The organism is Streptomyces sp. NPDC002602 (assembly GCF_042889445.1).
In the GTDB taxonomy this organism is placed as follows: domain Bacteria; phylum Actinomycetota; class Actinomycetes; order Streptomycetales; family Streptomycetaceae; genus Streptomyces.
Window position 1 is genome coordinate 412548 of the sequence record NZ_JBIAQX010000002.1, and the last position, 19279, is coordinate 431826.

At 73.2% G+C, this 19279-nt stretch carries 17 protein-coding genes and 3 tRNA genes; 12 read left to right on the top strand and 8 right to left on the bottom strand.

The window, feature by feature from the left end:
• Nucleotides 1-38 precede the first annotated feature (38 nt).
• On the bottom strand, nucleotides 39-1061 hold the full coding sequence (locus tag ACFYW3_RS07260; protein WP_351751602.1) for an NADP-dependent oxidoreductase: 1023 nt from the start codon (nucleotides 1059-1061) through the stop codon (nucleotides 39-41).
• A gap of 111 nt (nucleotides 1062-1172) precedes the next feature.
• Here ACFYW3_RS07260 and ACFYW3_RS07265 point away from each other — a divergent pair, with 111 nt between their 5' ends.
• Nucleotides 1173-1595 carry a MarR family winged helix-turn-helix transcriptional regulator gene (locus ACFYW3_RS07265; RefSeq protein ID WP_053677821.1) on the top strand — a complete coding sequence of 141 codons (423 nt, stop codon included), beginning with the start codon at nucleotides 1173-1175 and terminating at the stop codon, nucleotides 1593-1595.
• A gap of 12 nt (nucleotides 1596-1607) precedes the next feature.
• Here ACFYW3_RS07265 and ACFYW3_RS07270 read toward each other — a convergent pair whose 3' ends face one another.
• The gene (locus ACFYW3_RS07270; protein ID WP_389385785.1) at nucleotides 1608-2585 is read right to left on the bottom strand and encodes a hypothetical protein; all 978 of its coding nucleotides are present in this window, start codon (nucleotides 2583-2585) and stop codon (nucleotides 1608-1610) included.
• Nucleotides 2586-2663: 78 nt separating this feature from the next.
• Here ACFYW3_RS07270 and ACFYW3_RS07275 point away from each other — a divergent pair, with 78 nt between their 5' ends.
• The 3 genes from ACFYW3_RS07275 to ACFYW3_RS07285 all read left to right on the top strand — a co-directional run bounded on the left by ACFYW3_RS07275 (nucleotide 2664) and on the right by ACFYW3_RS07285 (nucleotide 6208).
• Nucleotides 2664-3248: a hypothetical protein gene (locus tag ACFYW3_RS07275; protein ID WP_389385786.1), complete on the top strand. Its 585-nt coding sequence runs from the start codon at nucleotides 2664-2666 to the stop codon at nucleotides 3246-3248.
• 300 nt (nucleotides 3249-3548) lie between these two features.
• Nucleotides 3549-4586, top strand: coding sequence for a rod shape-determining protein (locus ACFYW3_RS07280; protein ID WP_053677815.1), 1038 nt, complete (start codon nucleotides 3549-3551; stop codon nucleotides 4584-4586).
• Nucleotides 4583-6208 carry a GAF domain-containing protein gene (locus ACFYW3_RS07285; protein WP_351751606.1) on the top strand — a complete coding sequence of 542 codons (1626 nt, stop codon included), beginning with the start codon at nucleotides 4583-4585 and terminating at the stop codon, nucleotides 6206-6208. The genes ACFYW3_RS07280 and ACFYW3_RS07285 overlap by 4 nt, the downstream gene beginning before the upstream one ends.
• A 105-nt stretch (nucleotides 6209-6313) precedes the next feature.
• Here the strand turns inward: ACFYW3_RS07285 and ACFYW3_RS07290 are convergent, their stop codons facing one another.
• A complete protein-coding gene (locus ACFYW3_RS07290) occupies nucleotides 6314-6745 on the bottom strand; it encodes an Lrp/AsnC family transcriptional regulator (RefSeq protein ID WP_389385787.1) in 432 nt (143 codons plus the stop codon).
• Nucleotides 6746-6814: 69 nt separating this feature from the next.
• Between ACFYW3_RS07290 and ACFYW3_RS07295 the strand changes: the two genes are divergently transcribed.
• From ACFYW3_RS07295 to ACFYW3_RS07305, 3 genes are all read left to right on the top strand, one after another.
• Nucleotides 6815-7477 carry a LysE family transporter gene (locus ACFYW3_RS07295; RefSeq protein WP_351751609.1) on the top strand — a complete coding sequence of 221 codons (663 nt, stop codon included), beginning with the start codon at nucleotides 6815-6817 and terminating at the stop codon, nucleotides 7475-7477.
• Between the two features lie 213 nt (nucleotides 7478-7690).
• Complete coding sequence (locus tag ACFYW3_RS07300; RefSeq protein ID WP_389385788.1) at nucleotides 7691-8557, top strand: GyrI-like domain-containing protein; 867 nt, start codon at nucleotides 7691-7693, stop codon at nucleotides 8555-8557.
• 270 nt (nucleotides 8558-8827) lie between these two features.
• Nucleotides 8828-10168: a carboxyl transferase domain-containing protein gene (locus tag ACFYW3_RS07305; RefSeq protein WP_351751612.1), complete on the top strand. Its 1341-nt coding sequence runs from the start codon at nucleotides 8828-8830 to the stop codon at nucleotides 10166-10168.
• Nucleotides 10169-10251: 83 nt separating this feature from the next.
• On the opposite strand, the gene ACFYW3_RS07310 is transcribed toward ACFYW3_RS07305, so the two are convergent.
• Nucleotides 10252-11514, bottom strand: a complete 1263-nt coding sequence (locus tag ACFYW3_RS07310) for an MFS transporter (RefSeq protein ID WP_389385790.1) — start codon at nucleotides 11512-11514, stop codon at nucleotides 10252-10254.
• A 215-nt stretch (nucleotides 11515-11729) separates the two neighbouring features.
• Here ACFYW3_RS07310 and ACFYW3_RS07315 point away from each other — a divergent pair, with 215 nt between their 5' ends.
• The 3 genes from ACFYW3_RS07315 to ACFYW3_RS07325 all read left to right on the top strand — a co-directional run bounded on the left by ACFYW3_RS07315 (nucleotide 11730) and on the right by ACFYW3_RS07325 (nucleotide 15946).
• Nucleotides 11730-12917, top strand: a complete 1188-nt coding sequence (locus ACFYW3_RS07315; RefSeq protein ID WP_351751615.1) for a glutamate--cysteine ligase — start codon at nucleotides 11730-11732, stop codon at nucleotides 12915-12917.
• Between the two features lie 237 nt (nucleotides 12918-13154).
• A complete protein-coding gene (locus ACFYW3_RS07320; RefSeq protein ID WP_389385791.1) occupies nucleotides 13155-14768 on the top strand; it encodes an MFS transporter in 1614 nt (537 codons plus the stop codon).
• Between the two features lie 197 nt (nucleotides 14769-14965).
• Nucleotides 14966-15946 carry a hypothetical protein gene (locus tag ACFYW3_RS07325; protein ID WP_389385792.1) on the top strand — a complete coding sequence of 327 codons (981 nt, stop codon included), beginning with the start codon at nucleotides 14966-14968 and terminating at the stop codon, nucleotides 15944-15946.
• Nucleotides 15947-16008: 62 nt separating this feature from the next.
• On the opposite strand, the gene ACFYW3_RS07330 is transcribed toward ACFYW3_RS07325, so the two are convergent.
• From ACFYW3_RS07330 to ACFYW3_RS07345, 4 genes are all read right to left on the bottom strand, one after another.
• Nucleotides 16009-16533 (bottom strand): hypothetical protein, encoded by a 525-nt coding sequence (locus ACFYW3_RS07330; RefSeq protein WP_389385793.1) that lies wholly within the window; start codon nucleotides 16531-16533, stop codon nucleotides 16009-16011.
• Nucleotides 16534-16796: 263 nt separating this feature from the next.
• A tRNA-Ile gene (locus tag ACFYW3_RS07335) sits at nucleotides 16797-16870 on the bottom strand.
• A 180-nt stretch (nucleotides 16871-17050) separates the two neighbouring features.
• Nucleotides 17051-17123, bottom strand: a tRNA-Asn gene (locus ACFYW3_RS07340).
• Nucleotides 17124-17128: 5 nt separating this feature from the next.
• Nucleotides 17129-17201 (bottom strand) — tRNA-Asn (locus ACFYW3_RS07345).
• A 146-nt stretch (nucleotides 17202-17347) separates the two neighbouring features.
• On the opposite strand from ACFYW3_RS07345, the gene ACFYW3_RS07350 reads away from it, so the two are divergent.
• Both ACFYW3_RS07350 and ACFYW3_RS07355 read left to right on the top strand, forming a co-directional pair.
• A complete protein-coding gene (locus ACFYW3_RS07350) occupies nucleotides 17348-17653 on the top strand; it encodes a YtxH domain-containing protein (RefSeq protein WP_351756071.1) in 306 nt (101 codons plus the stop codon).
• Nucleotides 17654-17736: 83 nt separating this feature from the next.
• Nucleotides 17737-19185 (top strand): FGGY family carbohydrate kinase, encoded by a 1449-nt coding sequence (locus tag ACFYW3_RS07355; RefSeq protein WP_351756069.1) that lies wholly within the window; start codon nucleotides 17737-17739, stop codon nucleotides 19183-19185.
• Nucleotides 19186-19279 lie beyond the last annotated feature (94 nt).

The window sequence follows — 19279 nt, forward strand, 5'->3', positions numbered from 1 at the left end:
GTGACTCGCGCCCACGATCACGACGGTGTGCAGTGAGCCTAACCGGTGAAAGAAACGATCATCTTTCCGGTGTTCTCGCCGCGCAGCATTCCGAGGAAGGCCTCGGTCGCGTTCTCCACGCCCTCGTGGACGGTCTCGTCGTAGCGCAGCTCGCCGGAGCGCAGCCAGCCGGCGACGTCCTGGACGAACTGCTGCTGGATGTCGGCGTGGTCGCCGACCAGCACGCCCTGCAGGCGCAGGCGCTTGCCGATGACCTGCACGAGGTTGCGCGGGCCGGGGGCGGGCTCGGTGTCGTTGTACTGGGCGATGGCCCCGCAGAGGGTGGCGCGGCCGTGCACCTTGAGGGAGGAGATCGCGGCTTCCAGGTGGTCGCCGCCGACGTTGTCGAAGTAGACGTCGATGCCCTCGGGGGCGGCTTCCTTCAGCTGGTCGGCGACGGGGCCGTTCTTGTAGTTGAAGGCGGCGTCGAAGCCGTACTTCTCCGTGAGGAGCGTCACCTTCTCGTCCGAGCCGGCCGAGCCGATCACCCGGGACGCGCCCTTGATCTTGGCGAACTGGCCGACCAGGCTGCCGACCGCGCCGGCCGCGCCGGAGACGAACACGGCGTCGCCCTCCTTGAAGGAGGCGACCTCGAAGAGGCCCGCGTAGGCGGTCAGGCCCGGCATGCCGAGCACGCCGAGGTAGGTGGAGAGCGGGGCGAGCGAGCCGTCGACCTTGGTGGCGTGCTTGGCGTCCAGTTCGGCGTACTCGCGCCAGCCCAGGCCGTGCAGGACGTGGTCGCCGACCGCGAAGCGCTCGTCGGCGGAGGCGACGACCTCGCCGACCGCGCCGCCGTCCATCGGCTTGTCGAGCTGGAAGGGCGGTACGTAGGACTTCACGTCGTTCATCCGGCCGCGCATGTACGGGTCGACGGACATGTGGAGGTTGCGCACCAGGATCCGGCCGGGCGCGGGCTCCGCGTTCACGGGGACCTCGCGCAGGGCGAAGTCCTCGGCGACGGGCCAGCCCTGCGGGCGGCGGACGAGGTGCCACTCGCGGCTCACGGCGGGGATCTGGGACATGGTGCGCTCCTGACGCTCGGGGGGGTGAAGGGCGGAAGAAATGCTTCACAACCTGAAACAACCATGCTCCTGGATATTTCATGTTGTCAAGTAAATGGGTACGCTGGATCCATGCCCAGTCGTCGCGCAGACCCACTGACCCTCGAGGTCGTCGAGCTCATCGGCGACGTCGTGGCCCGCTACCACCAGGAGTACGAGCACGCGGCAGCCAGCCACCAGCTCACCGGAGCCCAGGCCAGGGTGCTGAACCTGCTCTCCCTGGAACCGACGGCCATGCGCAAGATCGCGCAGAAGCTGAAGTGCGAGCCGTCGAACGTCACCGGCATCGTGGACCGGCTGGAGAGCCGCGGCCTGGTCGAACGTCGCCCGGACCCGGCCGATCGCCGCGTGAAGCTGGCCGCCGCCACCGAGGAGGGGCTCCAGACCGCGGACCGGCTGCGCGAGTCGCTGGACTTCGCGCGCGAACCGCTGGCCGGCCTGTCCACGGCCGAGCGGACCGCGCTGAGGGACCTGCTCAGGCGGATGCTGGGCTGATCGCCCCGCCCCTCAGCAGAGGAACCAGATCCAGCACTCGCTCTTGGTCGGCGTCGGCGTGGGGGTGGGTGTCGGGGTCGCCGTGGGCTTCGGCTTCGCGGTCCCGGACGACGCGCTCGGCGACGGCCGGCCCGAGGTCGAGGGCTTCACGGACGGACCCGGTCCCGGACCCGCGGTCCGGGAGGACGACGGCGACTCCTCTTCGGGGGTGGAGGCGCTCTCCTCGGGCCCCGGCTCCGCGGAACCGCTCGGCGCCCCGGTGGGCCCGTTCGTCCGCGTGGCGATGACGGAGGCCTTCGCACTCCCGCCGCCCTTCGACGGCGCCGAGGGTGCGGCCGTACTCGGCAGGGCGGGAGCGGGGACCGGCTGCTGCGGCCCCGCGTCGTCGGTCAGCACGACCTCCGTCGCCCGGTCCGTGCGCTCCTCGTCGGTCACCATGCGGGCCAGCGCCACGGACCCGCCGGTCGCCAGCGCCAGCCCGAGCCCCACGGCGAGGACGGTCCGGCTCCTGCGGTTCGCGGTGCGGCGCCGTGCCCCGGACCGGCCTTCGGCCGGGCCCGACAGCGTGACGAGCGACTCGACGTACGCCTCGGACGCCTCGGGCCGCTCCCGATCGGGCTCGGGATACCCGGGCTCGACGTACCCGGGCGCCGCGTGGTCGACGTACCCGGGCGGCGCGTACTCGGAGGCGACGTACTCGGGCGGCGCGTACTCGGACGCCACGTACCCGGACCCCGGATGGCCGGGCTCGGCGTACCCCGACGGCGCGTACTGCGGCTCCGCGTACTGCGGCGCCTGCTCCGGCGGCGCGTACTCCGGCCGGGCGTACGGCGAGGGGTGTCCCGGCTCCGGGTACCCGGGCTCGGCGTACCCGGCCGGGTCGGCGGGGGCGGTCGGCGCCGCGGGGGGCAGGTATTCGGCCGGGGTTCCGCACCCGGCGCACGCCAGTGCGCCATTGAGGTGTCTCCGGCAGGCGTGGCAGAAGTTCATGGCGCCCGCAGGCTATGCGGCGACGGAGCACATCCGGGTCCCGGGAACGTAAGGATTCTGTGTGGAATCGTGGACTCCATGACGCTGAACCACGGCCCGACCACCCCGGGCCCCTTCGGCCCGGCCGGTTTCCAACTGGTGCTGTTGCGCAGAATGGCCGACTTCCGGCCGGACCTCGCCGAGGCGGCCCGACTCCGCCTCGGCGCCTCGCTCGCGGAGCAGCGGGAGGCGAACAAGCGCTGGCAGGCCATGGTCAGGTCGCCGCGCTCGCGCGGTGCGCTGGCCCGCTACCGGTCGGTGCTGGGCCCGGCGGAGTCCACCGCGCGCCGCAGGATCGGCGACCTGGAGTGCGAGGCCCTGCTGTGGCCGGTGCCGCTCTGGCCCGACCTGCGCTTCGAGGTGCTGGCCGCGCCCGACGGGGCGGTGTGGAACGAGTGGCTGGTACGGGCCCCGGGCGCGCCCGCGCCCGTCCTGGAGACGGCGGCGGACCTGCTGCCCTGGTCCGCGACGGTGGACGAGGTGGCGCGGGCCTTCGCCCCGGTTCGGCCGATGGAGGGAACCGCCCCGACGCGGTGGCGGCTGGCGTTCGCCGCGTCGGGGGCGCCGTACGTCGCGGAGTTCACCTACGGGCTGCTCCAGGAGGTCCGGCCCGGCGGCGGCTGACCGGACCGGGTGCGGGGGCGGGGGCGGGGTCGGGGTCGGGGGTCAGGAACGCCAAGACTCTCTGGCGGGGCGTCAGCATCGGCTCCCCTTTACCTTGTTACGCGCGAGTAGCGCGGACGGTGCGCGCATCGTGTTGCCTGTCGGTACAGAAATCCACCCCCGTGCAGCACCTCTCGACCCATCAGGCACACCCCACCCGGAGCATTCCAACGGGCGCCATACCCCATTTACCCGAGAAGATATGAATTGCGACCGGCAGCCGTCGGTCTCCTTGCGCCAGCGCACTCGGGAGGATCCGCCGTGACCGTCAGCCTTGACCAGTTGCGCCGCTGCCACGTCGCCGTCGACCTCGGGGCGGCCAGGACCCGCGTGTACGTGAAGGGCGCCGGCCTCGTCGTCGACGAACCCAGCGTCGCCGCCGTGAACACGCGGACCGGTGCACTCATCGCCGTGGGCACCTTCGCCGAACGGATGACCGGCCGCACACCCGACTACATCCGGGTCGTGCGCCCCGTCTCCGGCGGCACCGTCGTCGACATCGAGATGGCCCAGCGGATGCTGCGTCACCTCCTCGGCGAGAAGCTGCGGCGCGCCCTGCGCCGCAAGCCCCGGCTGCGGGCCGCGGCCTGCACCCCGCACGACGCCGATCCACTGGCCCAGCGGGCCACCGTGGAGACGCTGGTCGGGCTCGGCGCCCGGCGTGTCGAACTCGTCGACACCCTGATCGCGGCGGCCGTCGGCTGCGGCCTGCCCGTGGAGCAGCCGACCGCGACCATGATCATGGTGTGTGGGGCGGCGGCCACGCAGGTGGCGGTCCTCTCCCTCGGCTCGATCGTCACGGCCGAGCGGATCCCCGTCGGCGGCGAGGCCATCGACCACGCGATCGTCCAGCACCTGCGCCACGCGCACGAGCTGATGCTGCCCAGTCAGGCCGTCCGACCGCTCCAGTTGGCCCTGCACGGCAACGGCATCACCCCCGACGGACCGGCCTCCACCCTCATCCACGGCCGCGACGTGGCCACCGGGCTCGCCCGCTCGGTACAGGTGGACACCGCCGCGGTCCGCGACGCGATCTTCACCCCGCTGACCGCCGTGCTCGACGGGATCGGCAAGGTGCTGCGGGACTGCCCGCCGGACCTGGTCGCGGACCTGACGGACCGGGGGATCATGATGGTGGGAGGCAGCGCCCTGCTGCCGGGCCTGGACCAGATGCTGCGGGACGCGACCGGGATGCCCGTCGCCATCGCGGAACGGCCCGACGTGTGCGCCGTACTGGGTCTCGGCGCGATGCTCGAAGGAAAGATCACCCCCATGGTTCTCAACCCGCTGGCCGGATGACGCTGGACCCGAAGGAGACCGCGGCCGAACGGTCCGCCCTGCCCGCCCTGCTGGAGGCGGTCCTCTCGGTCGGCTCCGAACTGGAGCTGCGCACCACCCTCCAGCACATCGTGGAATCGGCCGCCGCACTGTGCGGCGCCCGCTACGGCGCGCTCGGCGTCGTCGACCCCGAGCGCGCCCGGCTGACCGAACTGTTCACCACCGGACTGACCGACGCCGAACGGGCCGCGATCCCCCGGCTGCCCGACGGCCGGTCCGGGGTGCTCGGAGCGCTGATCGCGCAGGCCCGGCCGCTGCTGCTGGACGACCTCACCCGGGACCCCCGCTCGGTGGGCTTCCCGCCCGGCCACCCGCCCATGCGGACCTTCCTCGGAGTGCCGATCCGGGTGCACACGGAGGTCTTCGGCAACCTGTACCTCACGGAGAAGCAGGGCGGCGGCCCGTTCACGGACGAGGACCTCGCGCTGCTGCGGGTCCTGGCCTCGCAGGCGGGCATAGCGATCGGCAACGCCCGGCTGTACGAGACCGCGCGCCGCCGGGAGCGTTGGATCGACGGCGCCGCCGCCGTGACCACGGCCCTGCTGGCGGGCCGCCCGGCCGCGGACGCGCTGAAGTGCGTGGCCGAACGGGCCCGGCTGCTCGCGGACGCCGCGGCCGGCGTGGTGCTCCAGCCGACGCCCGAGGGCGGCATGGAGATCGTCGCGGCCTCCACGCACGGCGACCCCGGCGACATGGTCGGCACCGCCATCGCCCCCGGCTCGGCGGTCCTGGAGCAACTGTTGGGCGGCGAGCCGGTCTTCATAGAGGACTCGGCGACGGATCCGCGGATGACCACGCACGTGCGGGTGCGTTTCGGCCCCAGCATGATGCTCCCCTTGCAGAGCGGCGGTCAGCTGATCGGCACACTCGCGCTGCCCCGGGAGCGGGGCGGTCGGCCGTACGACGCGGTGGACCGGCTGCTGGCCTCGCAGTTCGCCTCCCAGGCGGCGCTGGCGCTCGTCTTGGCGGACGCGCAGCACGACCGGGAGCAGTTGGCCGTGTACGAGGACCGCGACCGGATCGCGCGGGACCTGCACGACCTCGTGGTCCAGCGGCTGTTCGCGACGGAGATGATGCTGGAGAGCACCAAGAAGCGCTCGGCGGCCGCCCCCGCCGGGGACACCGTGGGCGACGAACTCGGCCGGGCGGTCGACGAACTGGACTCCACGATCCAGGAGGTCCGCACGGCCATCTTCGCCCTGCAGCAACCGCCCACCGACGCCCCGACCACCTTCCGCGGCCGGGTGCTGCGCGAGACGGGCGGCGCGGCGGTGCCGCTGGGCTTCCAACCGTCCGTGCACTTCGAGGGCGCCGTGGACACCCTGCTCACGGAACCGGTGGCCGGCGACCTGCTGTCCACCCTGCGCGGGGCATTGGCCGCGGCCCACCGGCGGGCCGAGGTCACCTCCATCCGGGTCGGGGTGGACGCCACCTCCACCCGGGTCAGGCTGACGGTCTCCGACGACGGCCGCACGGAGACGGGCGCCCGGGGCACGACACTGACCTGGGAGTCGCCGCTCCGGGGCACGCCCGAAACCGCCCCGGGCACGACCACGAAGTCGGTGGAGAAGCCGCGGTCGTAGGCGGGGGCGGGGGCCGTTCGCCCGGCCGACGGAGCCGAGCCCGCCACACCCCCGCCGCACTCCCTGCCGCACTCCCTGCGGCAGGGATACGACCTGGTCACAGCGCTAGGGGGTGTTCGCCGAGCGCAGGGCGAGGCGGGTGCTGGACTGGGCCACCCCGGTCTCCCGCTTGAGGCGGCGCAACAGCGCGTCGAGGGCCGGCGCGTCGGCGACCCGGGCCCGCACGAGGTAGTCGTACTCCCCGGTGACGTGCACGACCTCGGTGATCCCGGGCAGCCTGGCGACCCGCTGCTCGAACTCCTCGTTGGTGACGTCCTGGCGCAGCGTGAGGTCGATGAAGACGACGAGCCCGCCCCGGGTGTCGGCGGCCGGGTCGACGACGACGGTGAATCCGAGGATCACCCCGTCCTTGCGCATGCGGCGCACACGGTCGGCGGTCGCGTTGGCGCTGAGTCCGACGCGGACGCCGAGATCGCGGTACGAGATCCGCGCATCCTGCTGCAGGATGCCGAGGATCTCCCTGTCGAGACGGTCCATGCCGCGATTGTCGCAGCCCCGGCCGATACTCACCGCCGTACGCGGGGACACCGACGCATCCTCACGGGCATGAGCGAACTGATGGCTCCGGCGGTGTCGGGAGCGGTGGCAGGACTGGGCGTGGCGATGCCGATGGGTGCGATGAGCGTGTTGTTGCTCCAGGAGGCCATGCGGCACCGGGGCGCGGCCGTGGCCGCGGCGGTGGGCATCGCGACGGTGGACCTCGGCTACGCGACGCTCGCCACGATGCTGGGGCCCTGGGTCGCTTCCCACGTCGCGCCCGTCGAGGCCTGGGTCCGACTGGCGTCCGCCCTGATCCTGCTGGTGATCGCCGCGCGGGGGCTGTGCTCCGCGACGACCGCGCCCGCGCAATCCGCGGCGCCCACGACGCCCGCCGCGCCCGCTCCACCGGCGGTCGGGGCGGGGTCCCCCCGGCCGGGCGGGGTCTTCGGACGCTATGTCGCCCTCACCGCCGTGAACCCCACCACCGCGCTCTACTTCGCCGCGCTGACCACCGCCCAGGGCGCCGGGCTGCGCAGCGGCCCGACCGGAGCCGCCTTCCTCGCGGGCGTCGCCCTCGCCTCCCTGCTCTGGCAGCAGTTCCTCGTCGTCCTCGGCTCCTTCGCGGGGGCCAGGGTCTCCCCCGCCGTCCGCGTCTGGACCTTCCGCCTCGGTCACGGTCTCGTCGCCGCCTACGCCCTGAAGATCGCCTTCCCCCTCCCCTGGACCTGAGCCGGGCCCTGAGCCGGCCTGTGAGCCGGCCCGTGGTCGACCCATCAGTCGGTTCGTGAGCCGGGCGGACGGGGCGGACGGAGCGGACGGAGCGAGCAGACCGAACGGGGACGGGAGGACCGGGGACGGGCAGACCGGGACGGGCACAGGATGTCGGGTGGGGCAGGGTGGGCCCGCCCTAGCGTGGGTCCTCGAAAGGGAAGGAGTCCGGGAATGCTGGAGCGCCTGAACCAGGCCATGGAACACATCGAGGCGCACCTCGACCAGCCGATCGACGCGGCCGAACTGGCGCGTGTGGCGATGACGTCGGAGTACCACTTCCGGCGCATGTTCTCCGCGTTGGCCGGCATGCCGCTCTCGGAGTACGTCCGTCGCCGGCGGCTGACCCTGGCGGGCGCCGAGGTGCTGGCCGGCGAACGGACCCTGCTGGACGTGGCGACGCGCCACGGCTACGGGTCGGGCGAGGCCTTCGCGCGGGCGTTCCGCGCCGTACACGGCGTGGGCCCGGGCGAAGCCCGCCGGACGGGCGCGACGCTGAGTTCCCAGCCCCGGATGTCCTTCCGCCTCATCGTCGAAGGGAGCAGCAGCATGCGATACAGGATCATGGAGAAGGCGGGGTTCCGGGTGGCCGGCCTGAAGGCCCGCGTCCCCCTCGTCCACGAGGGGGCGAACCCGGCCATCGCCGCGTTCATCCGAGGCATCGACCCGCAGGTCCTGCGACGGGTCGCGGAGCTGTCCGACCAGGAGCCGGCCGGGATCGTCGCGGTGAGCGACCAACTCGACCCGAGCCGGGCCGAGGGCACCGAACTCGACTACTACCACGGGGTCGTGACCGGCGGCGAGGTACCGCCGGACCTGGACTCCCTGGTCGTGGCGGCGGGCACGTGGGCCGTCTTCGAGAACTCGGGCCCGTTCCCGCAGTCGCTCCAGTACCTGTGGCGGGACGTGTTCACGCAGTGGTTCCCCTCGAACCCGTACCTGAGCAGGCCGGGACCGGAGATCCTGCGCGTGCGACTGTCCCCGGACGGGGAGCGGGCGGACGCGGAGCTGTGGATCCCGGTGGAACGGTCCGCCCCCTGACCGGACCACCGGGCCCCCTGACCACCGGACGTAGGGACCACCGGACCACCGGACCGCGGGGACCACCGGACCGTAGGGACCACCGAACCACGGGGACCACCGGACCGCAGGGACCACCGGACCACCGGACCGCCGGACCGCCGGACCACCGGACCGCAGGGACCACCGGACCACCGGACCGCCGGACCGCAGGGACCACCGGACCGCAGGGACCACCGGACCGCGGGGACCGACCCGGCGGGGATCTTCCTCACCCTCTAGGGTGAGCCCGTGACCCGCCTCTCGGCCCGCGCGGCCATCGCCTCCCTCGCCGACCCCGGCAGTTTCGTCGAACTCCCCGTACCGCCGAGGGAGTCGCCGGCCGACGGCCCCCTCGCGTGGAGCGGGTACGACGAGTCCCGCGCCCGCGCCGAGCTGCGGACCGGCGAGCGGGAGTCCGTCGTCACCGGTACCGTCCGTGTCGGCGGTCACGAAGCGACCCTGATCTCCTTCGAGTTCGGCTTCCTCGGGGGGTCCCTGGGCGAGCGCACCGGAGACCGGCTCGAAGCCGCGTACAGCCACGCTCGCGCGCACCGGCTCCCCCTGGTGTCCCTGATCGCCACCGGCGGTTCCCGGATGCAGGAGGGGATGCTCGCCCTCACCCAACTCCAGCGGGTGGCCCGGCAGTCCGTGCTGACGCGCGCCGCCGGGCTCCCGCAGATCGCGGTCCTGCGGGACCCGACCACGGGCGGCGGTTGGGCGACCCTGGGGGCGGGCGCCGACGTGGTGCTCGCGCTCCCCGGGGCGCAGGTCGGCTTCGCCGGGTCACGGGTGCGGCCGGCCGACGCGGACCCGGCGGCCTACACCGCCGAGGGGCAGTACGCGGCCGGGCACGTGGACGCCGTGGTGCCCGCCGCGTCACTGCCGGGCACCGTGACGGACTGGCTGCGCCTGCTGGCCGCACCCCGGTCGGCGGAGCCGGTCGACCCCCCGGCCGCGCTGGCGGACGCGACGCCGCCCGCGACGGGCTGGGAAGCCGTCGGCCAGGCCCGGCACCCGGATCGGCCGCGCGCCCGGGCGTACCTGGACGCGTACTTCGCGCTGCGCCTGCCCCTGTCGGGGGACCGGGCGGGCGGCACGGACCCCGGGATGATGTGCGGGTTCGGGCTGCGGGAGGGGCGGGCCGTCGCGTACGCCGCCCAGTGCGGCACCGCCACCCGCCCGGCGGGCTACCGGACGGCCGCCCGTGTCATCCGCCTCGCGGACCGGCTCGGGATCCCCGTGCTGACCCTGGTGGACACCCCGGGCGCGGCCAACGACGCCGCCGCCGAACACGCGGGCGCGGGCGCGGCCATCGCGGACACGTTCGCGGCGGTGGCCGGGGCCTCGGTGCCGGTGACCACCCTGCTGATCGGCGAGGGCGGCTCGGGCGGGGCCCTGGCGCTGGCTGCGCCGGGGAACACCTGGGTCACCCCGGACAGCTACTTCTCGGTGATCGCCCCGGAGTTGGCGGCGGCCATCCTCAAGCGCCCCGCCGACCAGGCTCCGGCCACCGCGGACCAGCTCCGCGTCCGCCCCCAGGATCTGGTGGCCCTGGGGGTGGCGCGCGGGGTGGTCGCGGCGAAACGCTGAGGACCGTCGTCGCCGACCAGCGGCGGGCACAGCCGCCCGAACCGGCACCCGGACCGGCACCGGCACCGGCACCGGGACCGCGTTCAGGCCTGCGGCGACCTGGCGTCGTACCGTGCGAACCCGCGCCACCACGTGGCCAGCAGTCCCACCACCAGGACGCAGGCCAGTCCCCCGCCCGTGATCGCCACGGCGGGCGAGGTCAGGTCGGCCACCGTCCCGGCGAGGAAGTCCCCGAGCCTGGGCCCGCCCGCGACGACCACGATGAAGACTCCCTGGAGCCGGCCCCGCATCTCGTCGGGGCTGGCGGCCTGCATCATCGTGGAGCGGAACACCATGGAGATGGTGTCGGAGCAGCCGGCGAGGGCGAGGAAGAACAGCCCGAGCCACAGGTTCCGGGTCAGCCCGAAGACGGCGATGGCCAGGCCCCAGGCGGCGACGGACAGGAGGATGGCCAGGCCGTGCCGCCGGATCCGCCCCAGCCAACCGGAGAACACCCCGCCCAGCAGCGCCCCGACGGCCGGCGCCGCCACCAGCAGGCCGACCGTCTTGGCGTCGCCGCCGTACCAGAGCCCGGCGATGGCCGGGAACAGCGCGCGGGGGTGGGCCAGCACCATGGCCGCCATGTCCGAGAAGAAGGTCATCCGAATGTTGGGCCTGGTCCCGAGGAACCGCAGCCCGTCCAGCACGGAGGCCCGGCCCCGGACCCCTTCGGCCCGGTCGGGCTTCATCGAGGGCAACCGCCACATCGCGTAGAGGGCGGCGCAGAAGGTGACGGCGTCGACGAGGTAGGCGGCCTGGTATCCCCACCAGCCGACGACGAGCCCGCCCAGAACGGGGCCGATCATCGTGCCGGAGGTCATCGTGACGGAGCCCAGCGCGTTGGCCGCGGGGAGCTGCTCGGGCGGCAGCAGCCTCGGGATCATCGCCGACCGGGCCGGCCCGTTGAGCGCCCCGCAGACCGCCTGGAGCGCGACGATCGTGTAGAGCAGCCAGACCCGGTGGTAGTCGAGGAGCGCGGCGGCGGCCAGTGCGACGGACAGGACCGCCAGCCCCGTGGAGCTGTGGAGGCCGAGCTTGCGCCGGTCCACGGTGTCCGCGATGGCGCCGCCGTAGAGACCGAAGACCACGAGCGGCACGAGGGAGAAGAGGCCGACGAGCCCGACGGAGAAACTGGACCCGGTGATCTCGTAGACCTGGAGGGAGATGGCCAAGGCGGTCATCGCCTGGCCCATCCAGGAGATGGTCCCGCCGACCCACAGCCGCCGGTAGTCCGGGGACGTGCGCAGCGGGGTCAGGTCGGCGAATATGCGCCGCTCGGGTCGGGGAGGGGACGTCGTACCGGTCACATCGGATGATAACCAGCGGCTCGCGCGCGGCTCTCGTCCTTTTCCCGCCCGTTCACGTCCGCGCAACAGCCGCCCCACCGGAACCGGGCACCCCACCCCGAGTCGGATCTTGCCGCTAACTCGCCATTATCACCGGACATTTGACCGAATCGGCGTACCCTCCCCGCCTCCCGCTCGGCTCATGATGAAAAGACTCGTATGTCCAGGGAGGCGTAGTGATCGAACCTGGCAACAGCACGACGAGCACCAGTCACACCGGCATCCGCGCCGCGGGCAACGGCGGGCCGCACCTCATGGGCGGTGACACGGCCACTCTCACGCTCGGGGTCGAGGAGGAGTTCCTCCTCGTCGACGCCCGCACCCTGCGCGTGGTCCCGGCCGCCCCCCTCGTCCTCGCCACCGCCGCGGGGCTGCCGCACGAGCTGCACCCCGAGGGAACCCGCTACCAGGTGGAGATCGCCACCCCGATCGCGGACTCGGCGGTCACCCTGCGGGCGGAGCTCGCCACCCTGCGGCGCTCCCTCGGCGCGGCGGCCCGCGCCCACGGCTGCCGGCTGCTGGCGGCGCCCTCGCCGATCCTGGCCATGGAGGGGCCGCTGCACCTGACCGACGACGAACCCCGCCAGCGCGAACAGCACCGCCGGTTCGGCGCCCTGACCGACACCCTGGTCAGCTGCGGACGCCACATCCACATCGGCACCCTCGACGTGGACACCGCCGTGGCGGTGTCCAACCGGGTCAGACCCTGGCTGCCCACGCTGATCGCACTGGCGGCCAACTCGCCCTTCTGGGGCGGCCGTGACACCGGCCACTCCAGTTGGCGCGCGATGGCCTGGGCGGGCTGGCCCTCGGCGGGCCTGCCCCCGCACTACACGTCCACGGCCCACTTCCGACGCTCGGTACAGACCCTGCTCGGCTCCGGGGCGGCCCTGGACACCAAGATGGTCTACTGGGACCTCCGCCCGTCCGGGCACTGGCCGACGCTCGAGATCCGGGCGCCCGACATGTCCTCGGACATCGACTCGGCCATCCTCCAGGCGGAACTGGCCCGCGCCCTGGTGGCCACGGCCCTGCGCGAGATCGCGGAACACCTCCCCGACCCGCCGGTGCGGGACGACGTACTGCGCCTGGCCCGCTGGCGGGCGGCCCACGACGGTCTGGAGGGCTTCGGCCTGGACCCGTACTCCGGCACCGAACTCCCCGCGGCCGACCTGGCGGAAGCCCTCTTCGACCGGATCGCCCCGGAACTGGCGGCGGCCGGCGACCTCGACCACGCGGCCAAGACCCTGGCGGGCCTGCTGCGCGACGGCTCGGGCGCCCACCGCCAACGCGTGGCGTACGCGCGCCGCCAGGACCTGATGGACGTACTGCGCCTCGTGGCGGACGACACGGAGGACGTCTAGGGGCCCGACCCGCCGGCCCGGGCCGGCGGGTCGGCGGCCGGGCCGGCGGTCCGGTCCGCGTCCGCGCCGGCGGGTCGGTCCGGCGAGTCGGGCCGGCGGCCCGGCGGGCCTCGCCCGTACCTCGCGCACGGGGAAGGCCCGCCCGGCGAAGGCCCGCACGGGGAAGGCCGCCCCCGTCCGGTTGACCGCCTGGCGCGCCATCCCTCCCGGCCCCCGGACGGCTGGAACCATGCGGAAATGGCTTCCCCCAGCACGGCCGAGGGTTCGGCGAAGGCGCGACTCGTCCTGCTGACGCTCGCGTCCGGTCAATTCCTGATGGCACTCGACAGTTCCGTCATGAACGTCTCCATCGCCACCGTGGCCGAGGACGTGGGCACGACCGTGACGGGCATCCAGGGCGCGATCACCGCCTACACCCTCGTGATGGCCATGTTCATGATCCCCGGCGGCAAGGTCGGGGCACTGATCGGCCGCAGACGCGCGTTCATGATCGGCTGTTGTGTCTACGGGGCCGGCTCCCTCACCACGGCGCTCGCACCGAACCTGTCCGTGCTGCTCGTGGGCTGGGCGTTCCTGGAGGGCATCGGAGCAGCCCTCATCCTGCCCGCGATCGTGGCGCTCGTCGCCGGCAACTTCTCCGTCGAACGGCGTCCCGCCGCCTACGGGCTCGTCGTCGCGGCGGGGGCCGTGGCCATCGCGGTCGGACCGCTCATCGGCGGCGTCGCGACGACGTACTTCTCCTGGCGGTGGGTCTTCGCCGGCGAGGTAGTGGTGGTGCTCGCCATCCTCGTCCTCGCGCGCCGCATCGCGGACGCCCCGCCCGGTGAACGCCGGAGCGTCGACTACGGGGGCGCCGTCCTCTCCGCGCTCGGGCTGGGAACCTTCGTCTACGGCGTGCTCCGGTCCGACGAATGGGGCTGGTTCCAGCCGAAGCCCGACGCGCCGTCGTGGATCGGGGTGTCCCTGACGACGTGGCTGATGCTGGCGGGTCTGCTGCTGATCCGCCTCTTCCTGCACTGGGAGGCGAAGGTCGTCGAGCGGGGCCGGGACCCCCTCGTCGATCCCGACATGCTGCGGAACAAGCAGCTCACCGGCGGCCTGACGATGTTCTTCTTCCAGTACCTCGTGCAGATGGGCGTGTTCTTCGTCGTCCCGCTCTACCTGTCCGTCGCCCTGGGCCTGTCCGCACTGGAGACCGGGGCCCGTCTTCTGCCGCTCTCGGTGAGCCTGCTGGCGGCCGCGACCCTGATCCCGCGCTTCCTCCCCGACGTCTCGCCGCGCCGAGTGGTACGGCTCGGGACCCTCGCGCTGCTCGCGGGAGCGGTGGTGCTGATGGCCGCGATCGACGCGGGCGCCGGGGCGGAGATCGTCACCCTCCCGCTCCTGCTGATCGGGCTGGGCATGGGCGCGCTGGCGTCCCAGCTCGGGTCGGTCACCGTGTCCGCGGTGCCGCAGGCACAGAGCGCGGAGGTCGGCGGCGTACAGAACGCCGTCACCAACCTCGGCGCCTCGATCGGCACGGCACTCGCCGGATCGATCATGATCGGGGCGCTCACGGCCTCCTTCCTGACCACCGTCGAGGCGAATCCGGCGGTCCCGGACAGCGTCAAGAACCAGGCGACCGCCCAGCTCCAGAGCGGCGCGCCGTTCCTGTCCGACGCCCAACTGGCGACCGCCCTGGACGAAGCCGGCACGAGCCCGGAGGTGGCCGAGGCGGCCATGGCCGCCAATGCCGACGCCAGGCTCGACGGCTTGCGCGCGGCCCTCGCCATCCTGGCCTTCGCCGCGCTCATCGCCCTGTTCTTCACCCAACGGATCCCCTCGACCCAGCCCCGCTCGACGGAGCCGTAGCGACCGCCGGGGCACGCCGGACGGGGCGTCCGAGCGGGCCGCCCACCGCGCGCGTGCGGATCCCGGTGACATCGCGGCGGAGGCAGGCGGTCGCGCCGACCGCCCGCCCCGCGCGTGCGGAGCCCGGGGTGGGCGCGCAGCATGGAGGCAGGGCAGGCCCTCCCCGCGGCACGCCCTCGGACGCCTGGAGCCCCCGCATGTCCCGTCCTCCGCTCCCCGGCCGGTCCCGGCCCGCCTCCGCGGTCGCCGCGGCGTTCCTGGCGGCCGGTCTGGCCGCCGTGCCGAGCGGCCCCGCCCACGCCTTCACCGGAGACAACCACGAGGACATCACCCGGGCCGCCCTGCCCTGGGAGCCGGTGACCCTGACCGCGATGGCCGACGCGCGCGGCGGGGCGATCAACGCCAACGACCACCGCCCCTACTTCGACGTCGGCCCCCTGCACTGCGACAACGCCGACCACCTCGAACCCCGCCACGCCCGCGACTACCCCCGTACCCGGGACGAGGCCACCACCGAGCTCCTCGCCTGCGTCCGTACCTCCGTCGCCCGCTTCCGCACCGCGGTCCGGGCCGCGGACGGCCTCGTCGACTCCGACGGGAAGGTGCGCGCGGACCAGGTCGACCTGTCCTCCCCCTGCGTGTGGGACGGCAAGCCCGGGCGGGCCAAGTGCGCCGTGCTCGAACAGCTCGGCCGCGGCTGGCACCAGATCGAGGACTTCTACTCGCACTCCAACTGGGTCGACCGGCCGGCCCCCGGTCCGGTCGGCCTGGACAACCCGCCCGGACTGGGGCGCACGGACGTCGCGCCGTTCCTCGACATCCGCCGCTACAGCGCCATGACGGACGCCGAGTGGACCCGGGAGGCGCGCGAGCGGATCCCCCGGGACCTCACCACCGGCTGCTACCCCGACATGGACTCCACCGGGGTCAAGCCCCCCGACTGCGCCGGCCGCGTCGCCCACAACCGCGCCCTGAACAAGGACACCGCCGCGTCCGCCCGTTCGAGGACGGGCGACAACTTCCGGCATGCCACGGCCGGGGCCACCGCCGAGATCGCCCGCCAGTGGAACGACTTCGAGGCCGAACTGCTCACGGCCTACCCCGACCACCGACGCGGCGCACAGATGGTCTGCGCCCTCACCCACGACAACCCGGCCGCGGCCTGCCCGACCGCCTGACGGACGCCCCGCGCCCGCCGCCCCGCACGGCTGTGACACGGCAAACCATTCAGGTCACAGCACTAGGCACTGGACTTCTCCAGCTCGGACAGTCGGGTCAGGATCCGCTGCGAGAGCTGTGCGGCGGTCAGCCGGTAGGGGCTCCAGCGGTCCCCCGACCCCTCCTTCATGGAGGCGGAAAACCTGTACTGGCCCTTGCCGTTGGGCTCCTTCACCATGTCCGCGAACACCGGGCTCGGCACCAACCAGGCGGTCATGATCGCGCCCCTCTCCACGTCCACCGCCATGAACAACATGTCCAGGTCGGGCCTCGGCTGGAACGTCTGCGAGCGCACGTTCGCCAGGCACTGCCCCTTCCGCACAACCGAGGTGGTGGACATACGGGACTTGACCTGCACGGCCAGCGTCGCCGTACCGCCCCGGCGATGGAACACGAGGTCGACACCCTCGTCGTCGACCATCGACGTGGAGACGTTCAACTCGCCGTGTGTGGCGAGGATGCAGGACGCCGCGACCAGGTACTCGGCCGCCTTTCCCATACGTGCGGCGGACGGGCTCTTGTCGAGGTAGTCCTCGTCTTCAGACATGCCGGCAAGCTACCGGACCGGCGTAACGCGTTCGTCGCCGAGCGCGGCCTCCCGCCACATGCCGGTCACCACCCCGCGCGGCGACGGGCGTACTCCGTCCCCGGGTTCGCGATCACGGTGTGAGCCTCGTCGACACGGGACCCTGCGCTCGGCTCGCCATCACCCACGCACGAGGCCGGAAACGAGAGGGTGCCCCGACCCAGGAAGCCCGGGCGGGGCACCAAAGTGGCTGGTCGCAACGTTTCTGCGAACCAGCCCCGCGGTGGGGCGGGTGGGACTCGAACCCACGGCCGACGGATTATGAGTCCGCTGCTCTAACCGGCTGAGCTACCGCCCCTTTACGGCGTGGCGCGTACATGTGTGCGCGCCGTCTGCCGCAGCATAGCCGCTCATACGATCTCCTGCCTCGGATGCCTCGCATGATCGGCTTCGCTGTCCAGAGAGACCGCGCCGAGTGCTGCCCGGTTCCGGAATCAGGACAAAAAAAGAGGACCCTTGCGGGCCCTCCTCTTCTTTGCTCCCCCGACTGGACTCGAACCAGTAACCTGCCGATTAACAGTCGGCTGCTCTGCCAATTGAGCTACAGGGGACCGCGCTCCCCCGACTGGACTCGAACCAGTAACCTGCCGATTAACAGTCGGCTGCTCTGCCAATTGAGCTACAGGGGATTGCTGCGTTGCACCGAACAGCCCACCTCCGGCGTTTGCCGGGGGGCGAGCGCCCGTTGCGAGTCATAGATTAGCGCAAGCAGGGGGGTGCTCCGCCAATCGGTATCGGCAGCAGGCCGGGCACCACACGACGAAGGGTGACAGGCATGCGGTACAAGGTCACGTTCGCGGTCGGACTGGCCGTCGGGTACGTGCTCGGGACCCGGGCCGGGCGCGAGCGGTACGAGCAGCTGAAGAAGTCGGCCCGCGAGATCGCGCAGAACCCGGCGGTCCGCAATGCCGCGGAGACGGCCGGTCACAGCGGTCGCCAGTACGCGGGCAAGGCCTTCGCGGCGGTGAGCGACAAGGTCGGCGACAAGATGCCGGAGGCGTTCGCCGAGCGGGTCCGGAACCTGCGTGGTCGGGGGACCGGCGCCGGCGGCGAGGACGACTGGGGCACCAGCAACACCTGAGGCCGGTCGGAGGCCTCGCGGCCCGTGGCCGGGAGGCCTCCTCGACGGCGGAGCCCGCCGGTCCGTGCGGCAGAATTCTCCGCATGGGGATAGTCGCCGGGCTGGACAGCTCTTCCACCTTCACTCGCATCGTCGTCTGTGACGCCGACACGGGTGCCGTGTTGCGCCAGGGCTACGCGCCCCATCCGCAGCCGACGGGCGAACCGGGGGGCGCGAACCCCCACGAAACGGACCCCCAGGCGTGGCTGCTCTCGCTCGGCGAGGCGGCCGGCGGCGGTCTCCTCGAAGGGGTCCAGGCCATAGGGGTCTCCGCGCAGCAGCACGGCCTGCTCCCCCTGGACACGCAGGGTGCCCTCGTGCGTCCGGCACTGATCGGCAACGACAAGCGCGGGCAGGTCGCCGCGGCCGACCTGATCGAGGTGCTCGGCGGTCGTCGGGGCTGGGCCGAGGCCGTGGGCTGCGTCCCGCACTCCGCGCAGCCGATCTCGAAGCTGGCCTGGCTGGCTCGTACCGAGCCCGAGGCGGCGCGCCGGGTGGCCGTGTTGATGTCCCCGCACGACTGGCTCGTCTGGCAGTTGCTGGGCCGGCCCGCCCGCCGCACCACCGACCGGGGCGGCGCGTCCGGCACCGGCTACTGGTCGACGGCCACCGGCACCTACCGCCCCGACCTCGTCGAACTGGCCCTGGGTCATCAGGCACTGCTGCCCGAGGTGCTGGGCCCGGCCGACGCCGCCGGCACCACTCCCGAGGGGCTGCTGATATCCGCCGGGACCGGCGAGACCATGGCCGCCGCCCTCGGGCTGGGCCTGGGTCTGGGCGACGCGGTCGTGTCGCTGGGCGCCTCCGGCTCGGTGATGGCGGTGCACCACCAGGCGCTGCCCGACCCCGGTGGCCTGATCACCTCGCTCGCCGACGCGGGCGGCATGCACCTGCCGGTGGTGAACGTCTCCAACGCCGTGCGGACCCTGCGCGGCACCGCCGAGATGCTCGGCACCGACCTGGAGGGGTTGAGCGCGCTGGCGCTGAAGTCGACTCCGGGTGCGCACGGCCTCGTACTGCTGCCGTACCTGGAGGGCGAGCGGACTCCGAACCTGCCGCAGGCCGCCGGCACCCTGTCCGGGCTTCGGAGGGACTCCATGAAGCCGGAGCACCTGGCGCGGGCCTCCTTCGAGGGCATGCTGTGCGGTCTGGCCGACGCCCTCGACATCCTGCGGCACCGGGGGGTGGAGATCCGTCGGGTGTTCCTGCTGGGCGCGGCGGCCGAGCTGCCCGCCGTGCAGGCGGCGGCGCCGGGCCTGTTCGGGACGCAGATCGTGGTCCCGGCTCCGGCCGACTACGCGGCGCTGGGCGCGGCCCGCCAGGCGGCGTGGGCCCTCGGTGTGGCGCGGGGCACCCTCGCGCCGCACACCCCGCCGGTCTGGCCGGGTCCGGCGGCGCAGGTCTTCGAGCCGGGCGAGGACTACCCGGCCTGGCAGGCGGTGCGCCGGCAGTACGTCGCGACGCGCGAGCAGATCCACCCCGGGGCGTTCTAGGCCCCGGCCCGGGAACGGACGTACGCCCGGGCGGCGGTCGCGAGGGGGCTGAGCCGGTCTGGTCCTTTTGACCTGCCTTTGCGAAAACGGGTGG

Excerpts from the sequence above, each read along its gene's own strand:
- ACFYW3_RS07290 (WP_389385787.1), bottom strand. The coding sequence starts at position 6,745 with ATGGACCGTCTCGACAGGGAGATCCTCGGCATCCTGCAGCAGGATGCG.
- ACFYW3_RS07260 (WP_351751602.1), bottom strand. The coding sequence starts at position 1,061 with ATGTCCCAGATCCCCGCCGTGAGCCGCGAGTGGCACCTCGTCCGCCGC.
- ACFYW3_RS07355 (WP_351756069.1), top strand. The coding sequence starts at position 17,737 with ATGGGGATAGTCGCCGGGCTGGACAGCTCTTCCACCTTCACTCGCATC.
- ACFYW3_RS07295 (WP_351751609.1), top strand. The coding sequence starts at position 6,815 with ATGAGCGAACTGATGGCTCCGGCGGTGTCGGGAGCGGTGGCAGGACTG.
- ACFYW3_RS07325 (WP_389385792.1), top strand. The coding sequence starts at position 14,966 with ATGTCCCGTCCTCCGCTCCCCGGCCGGTCCCGGCCCGCCTCCGCGGTC.
- ACFYW3_RS07270 (WP_389385785.1), bottom strand. The coding sequence starts at position 2,585 with ATGAACTTCTGCCACGCCTGCCGGAGACACCTCAATGGCGCACTGGCG.
- ACFYW3_RS07275 (WP_389385786.1), top strand. The coding sequence starts at position 2,664 with ATGACGCTGAACCACGGCCCGACCACCCCGGGCCCCTTCGGCCCGGCC.
- ACFYW3_RS07320 (WP_389385791.1), top strand. The coding sequence starts at position 13,155 with ATGGCTTCCCCCAGCACGGCCGAGGGTTCGGCGAAGGCGCGACTCGTC.
- ACFYW3_RS07265 (WP_053677821.1), top strand. The coding sequence starts at position 1,173 with ATGCCCAGTCGTCGCGCAGACCCACTGACCCTCGAGGTCGTCGAGCTC.
- ACFYW3_RS07300 (WP_389385788.1), top strand. The coding sequence starts at position 7,691 with ATGCTGGAGCGCCTGAACCAGGCCATGGAACACATCGAGGCGCACCTC.
- ACFYW3_RS07285 (WP_351751606.1), top strand. The coding sequence starts at position 4,583 with ATGACGCTGGACCCGAAGGAGACCGCGGCCGAACGGTCCGCCCTGCCC.
- ACFYW3_RS07350 (WP_351756071.1), top strand. The coding sequence starts at position 17,348 with ATGCGGTACAAGGTCACGTTCGCGGTCGGACTGGCCGTCGGGTACGTG.
- ACFYW3_RS07330 (WP_389385793.1), bottom strand. The coding sequence starts at position 16,533 with ATGTCTGAAGACGAGGACTACCTCGACAAGAGCCCGTCCGCCGCACGT.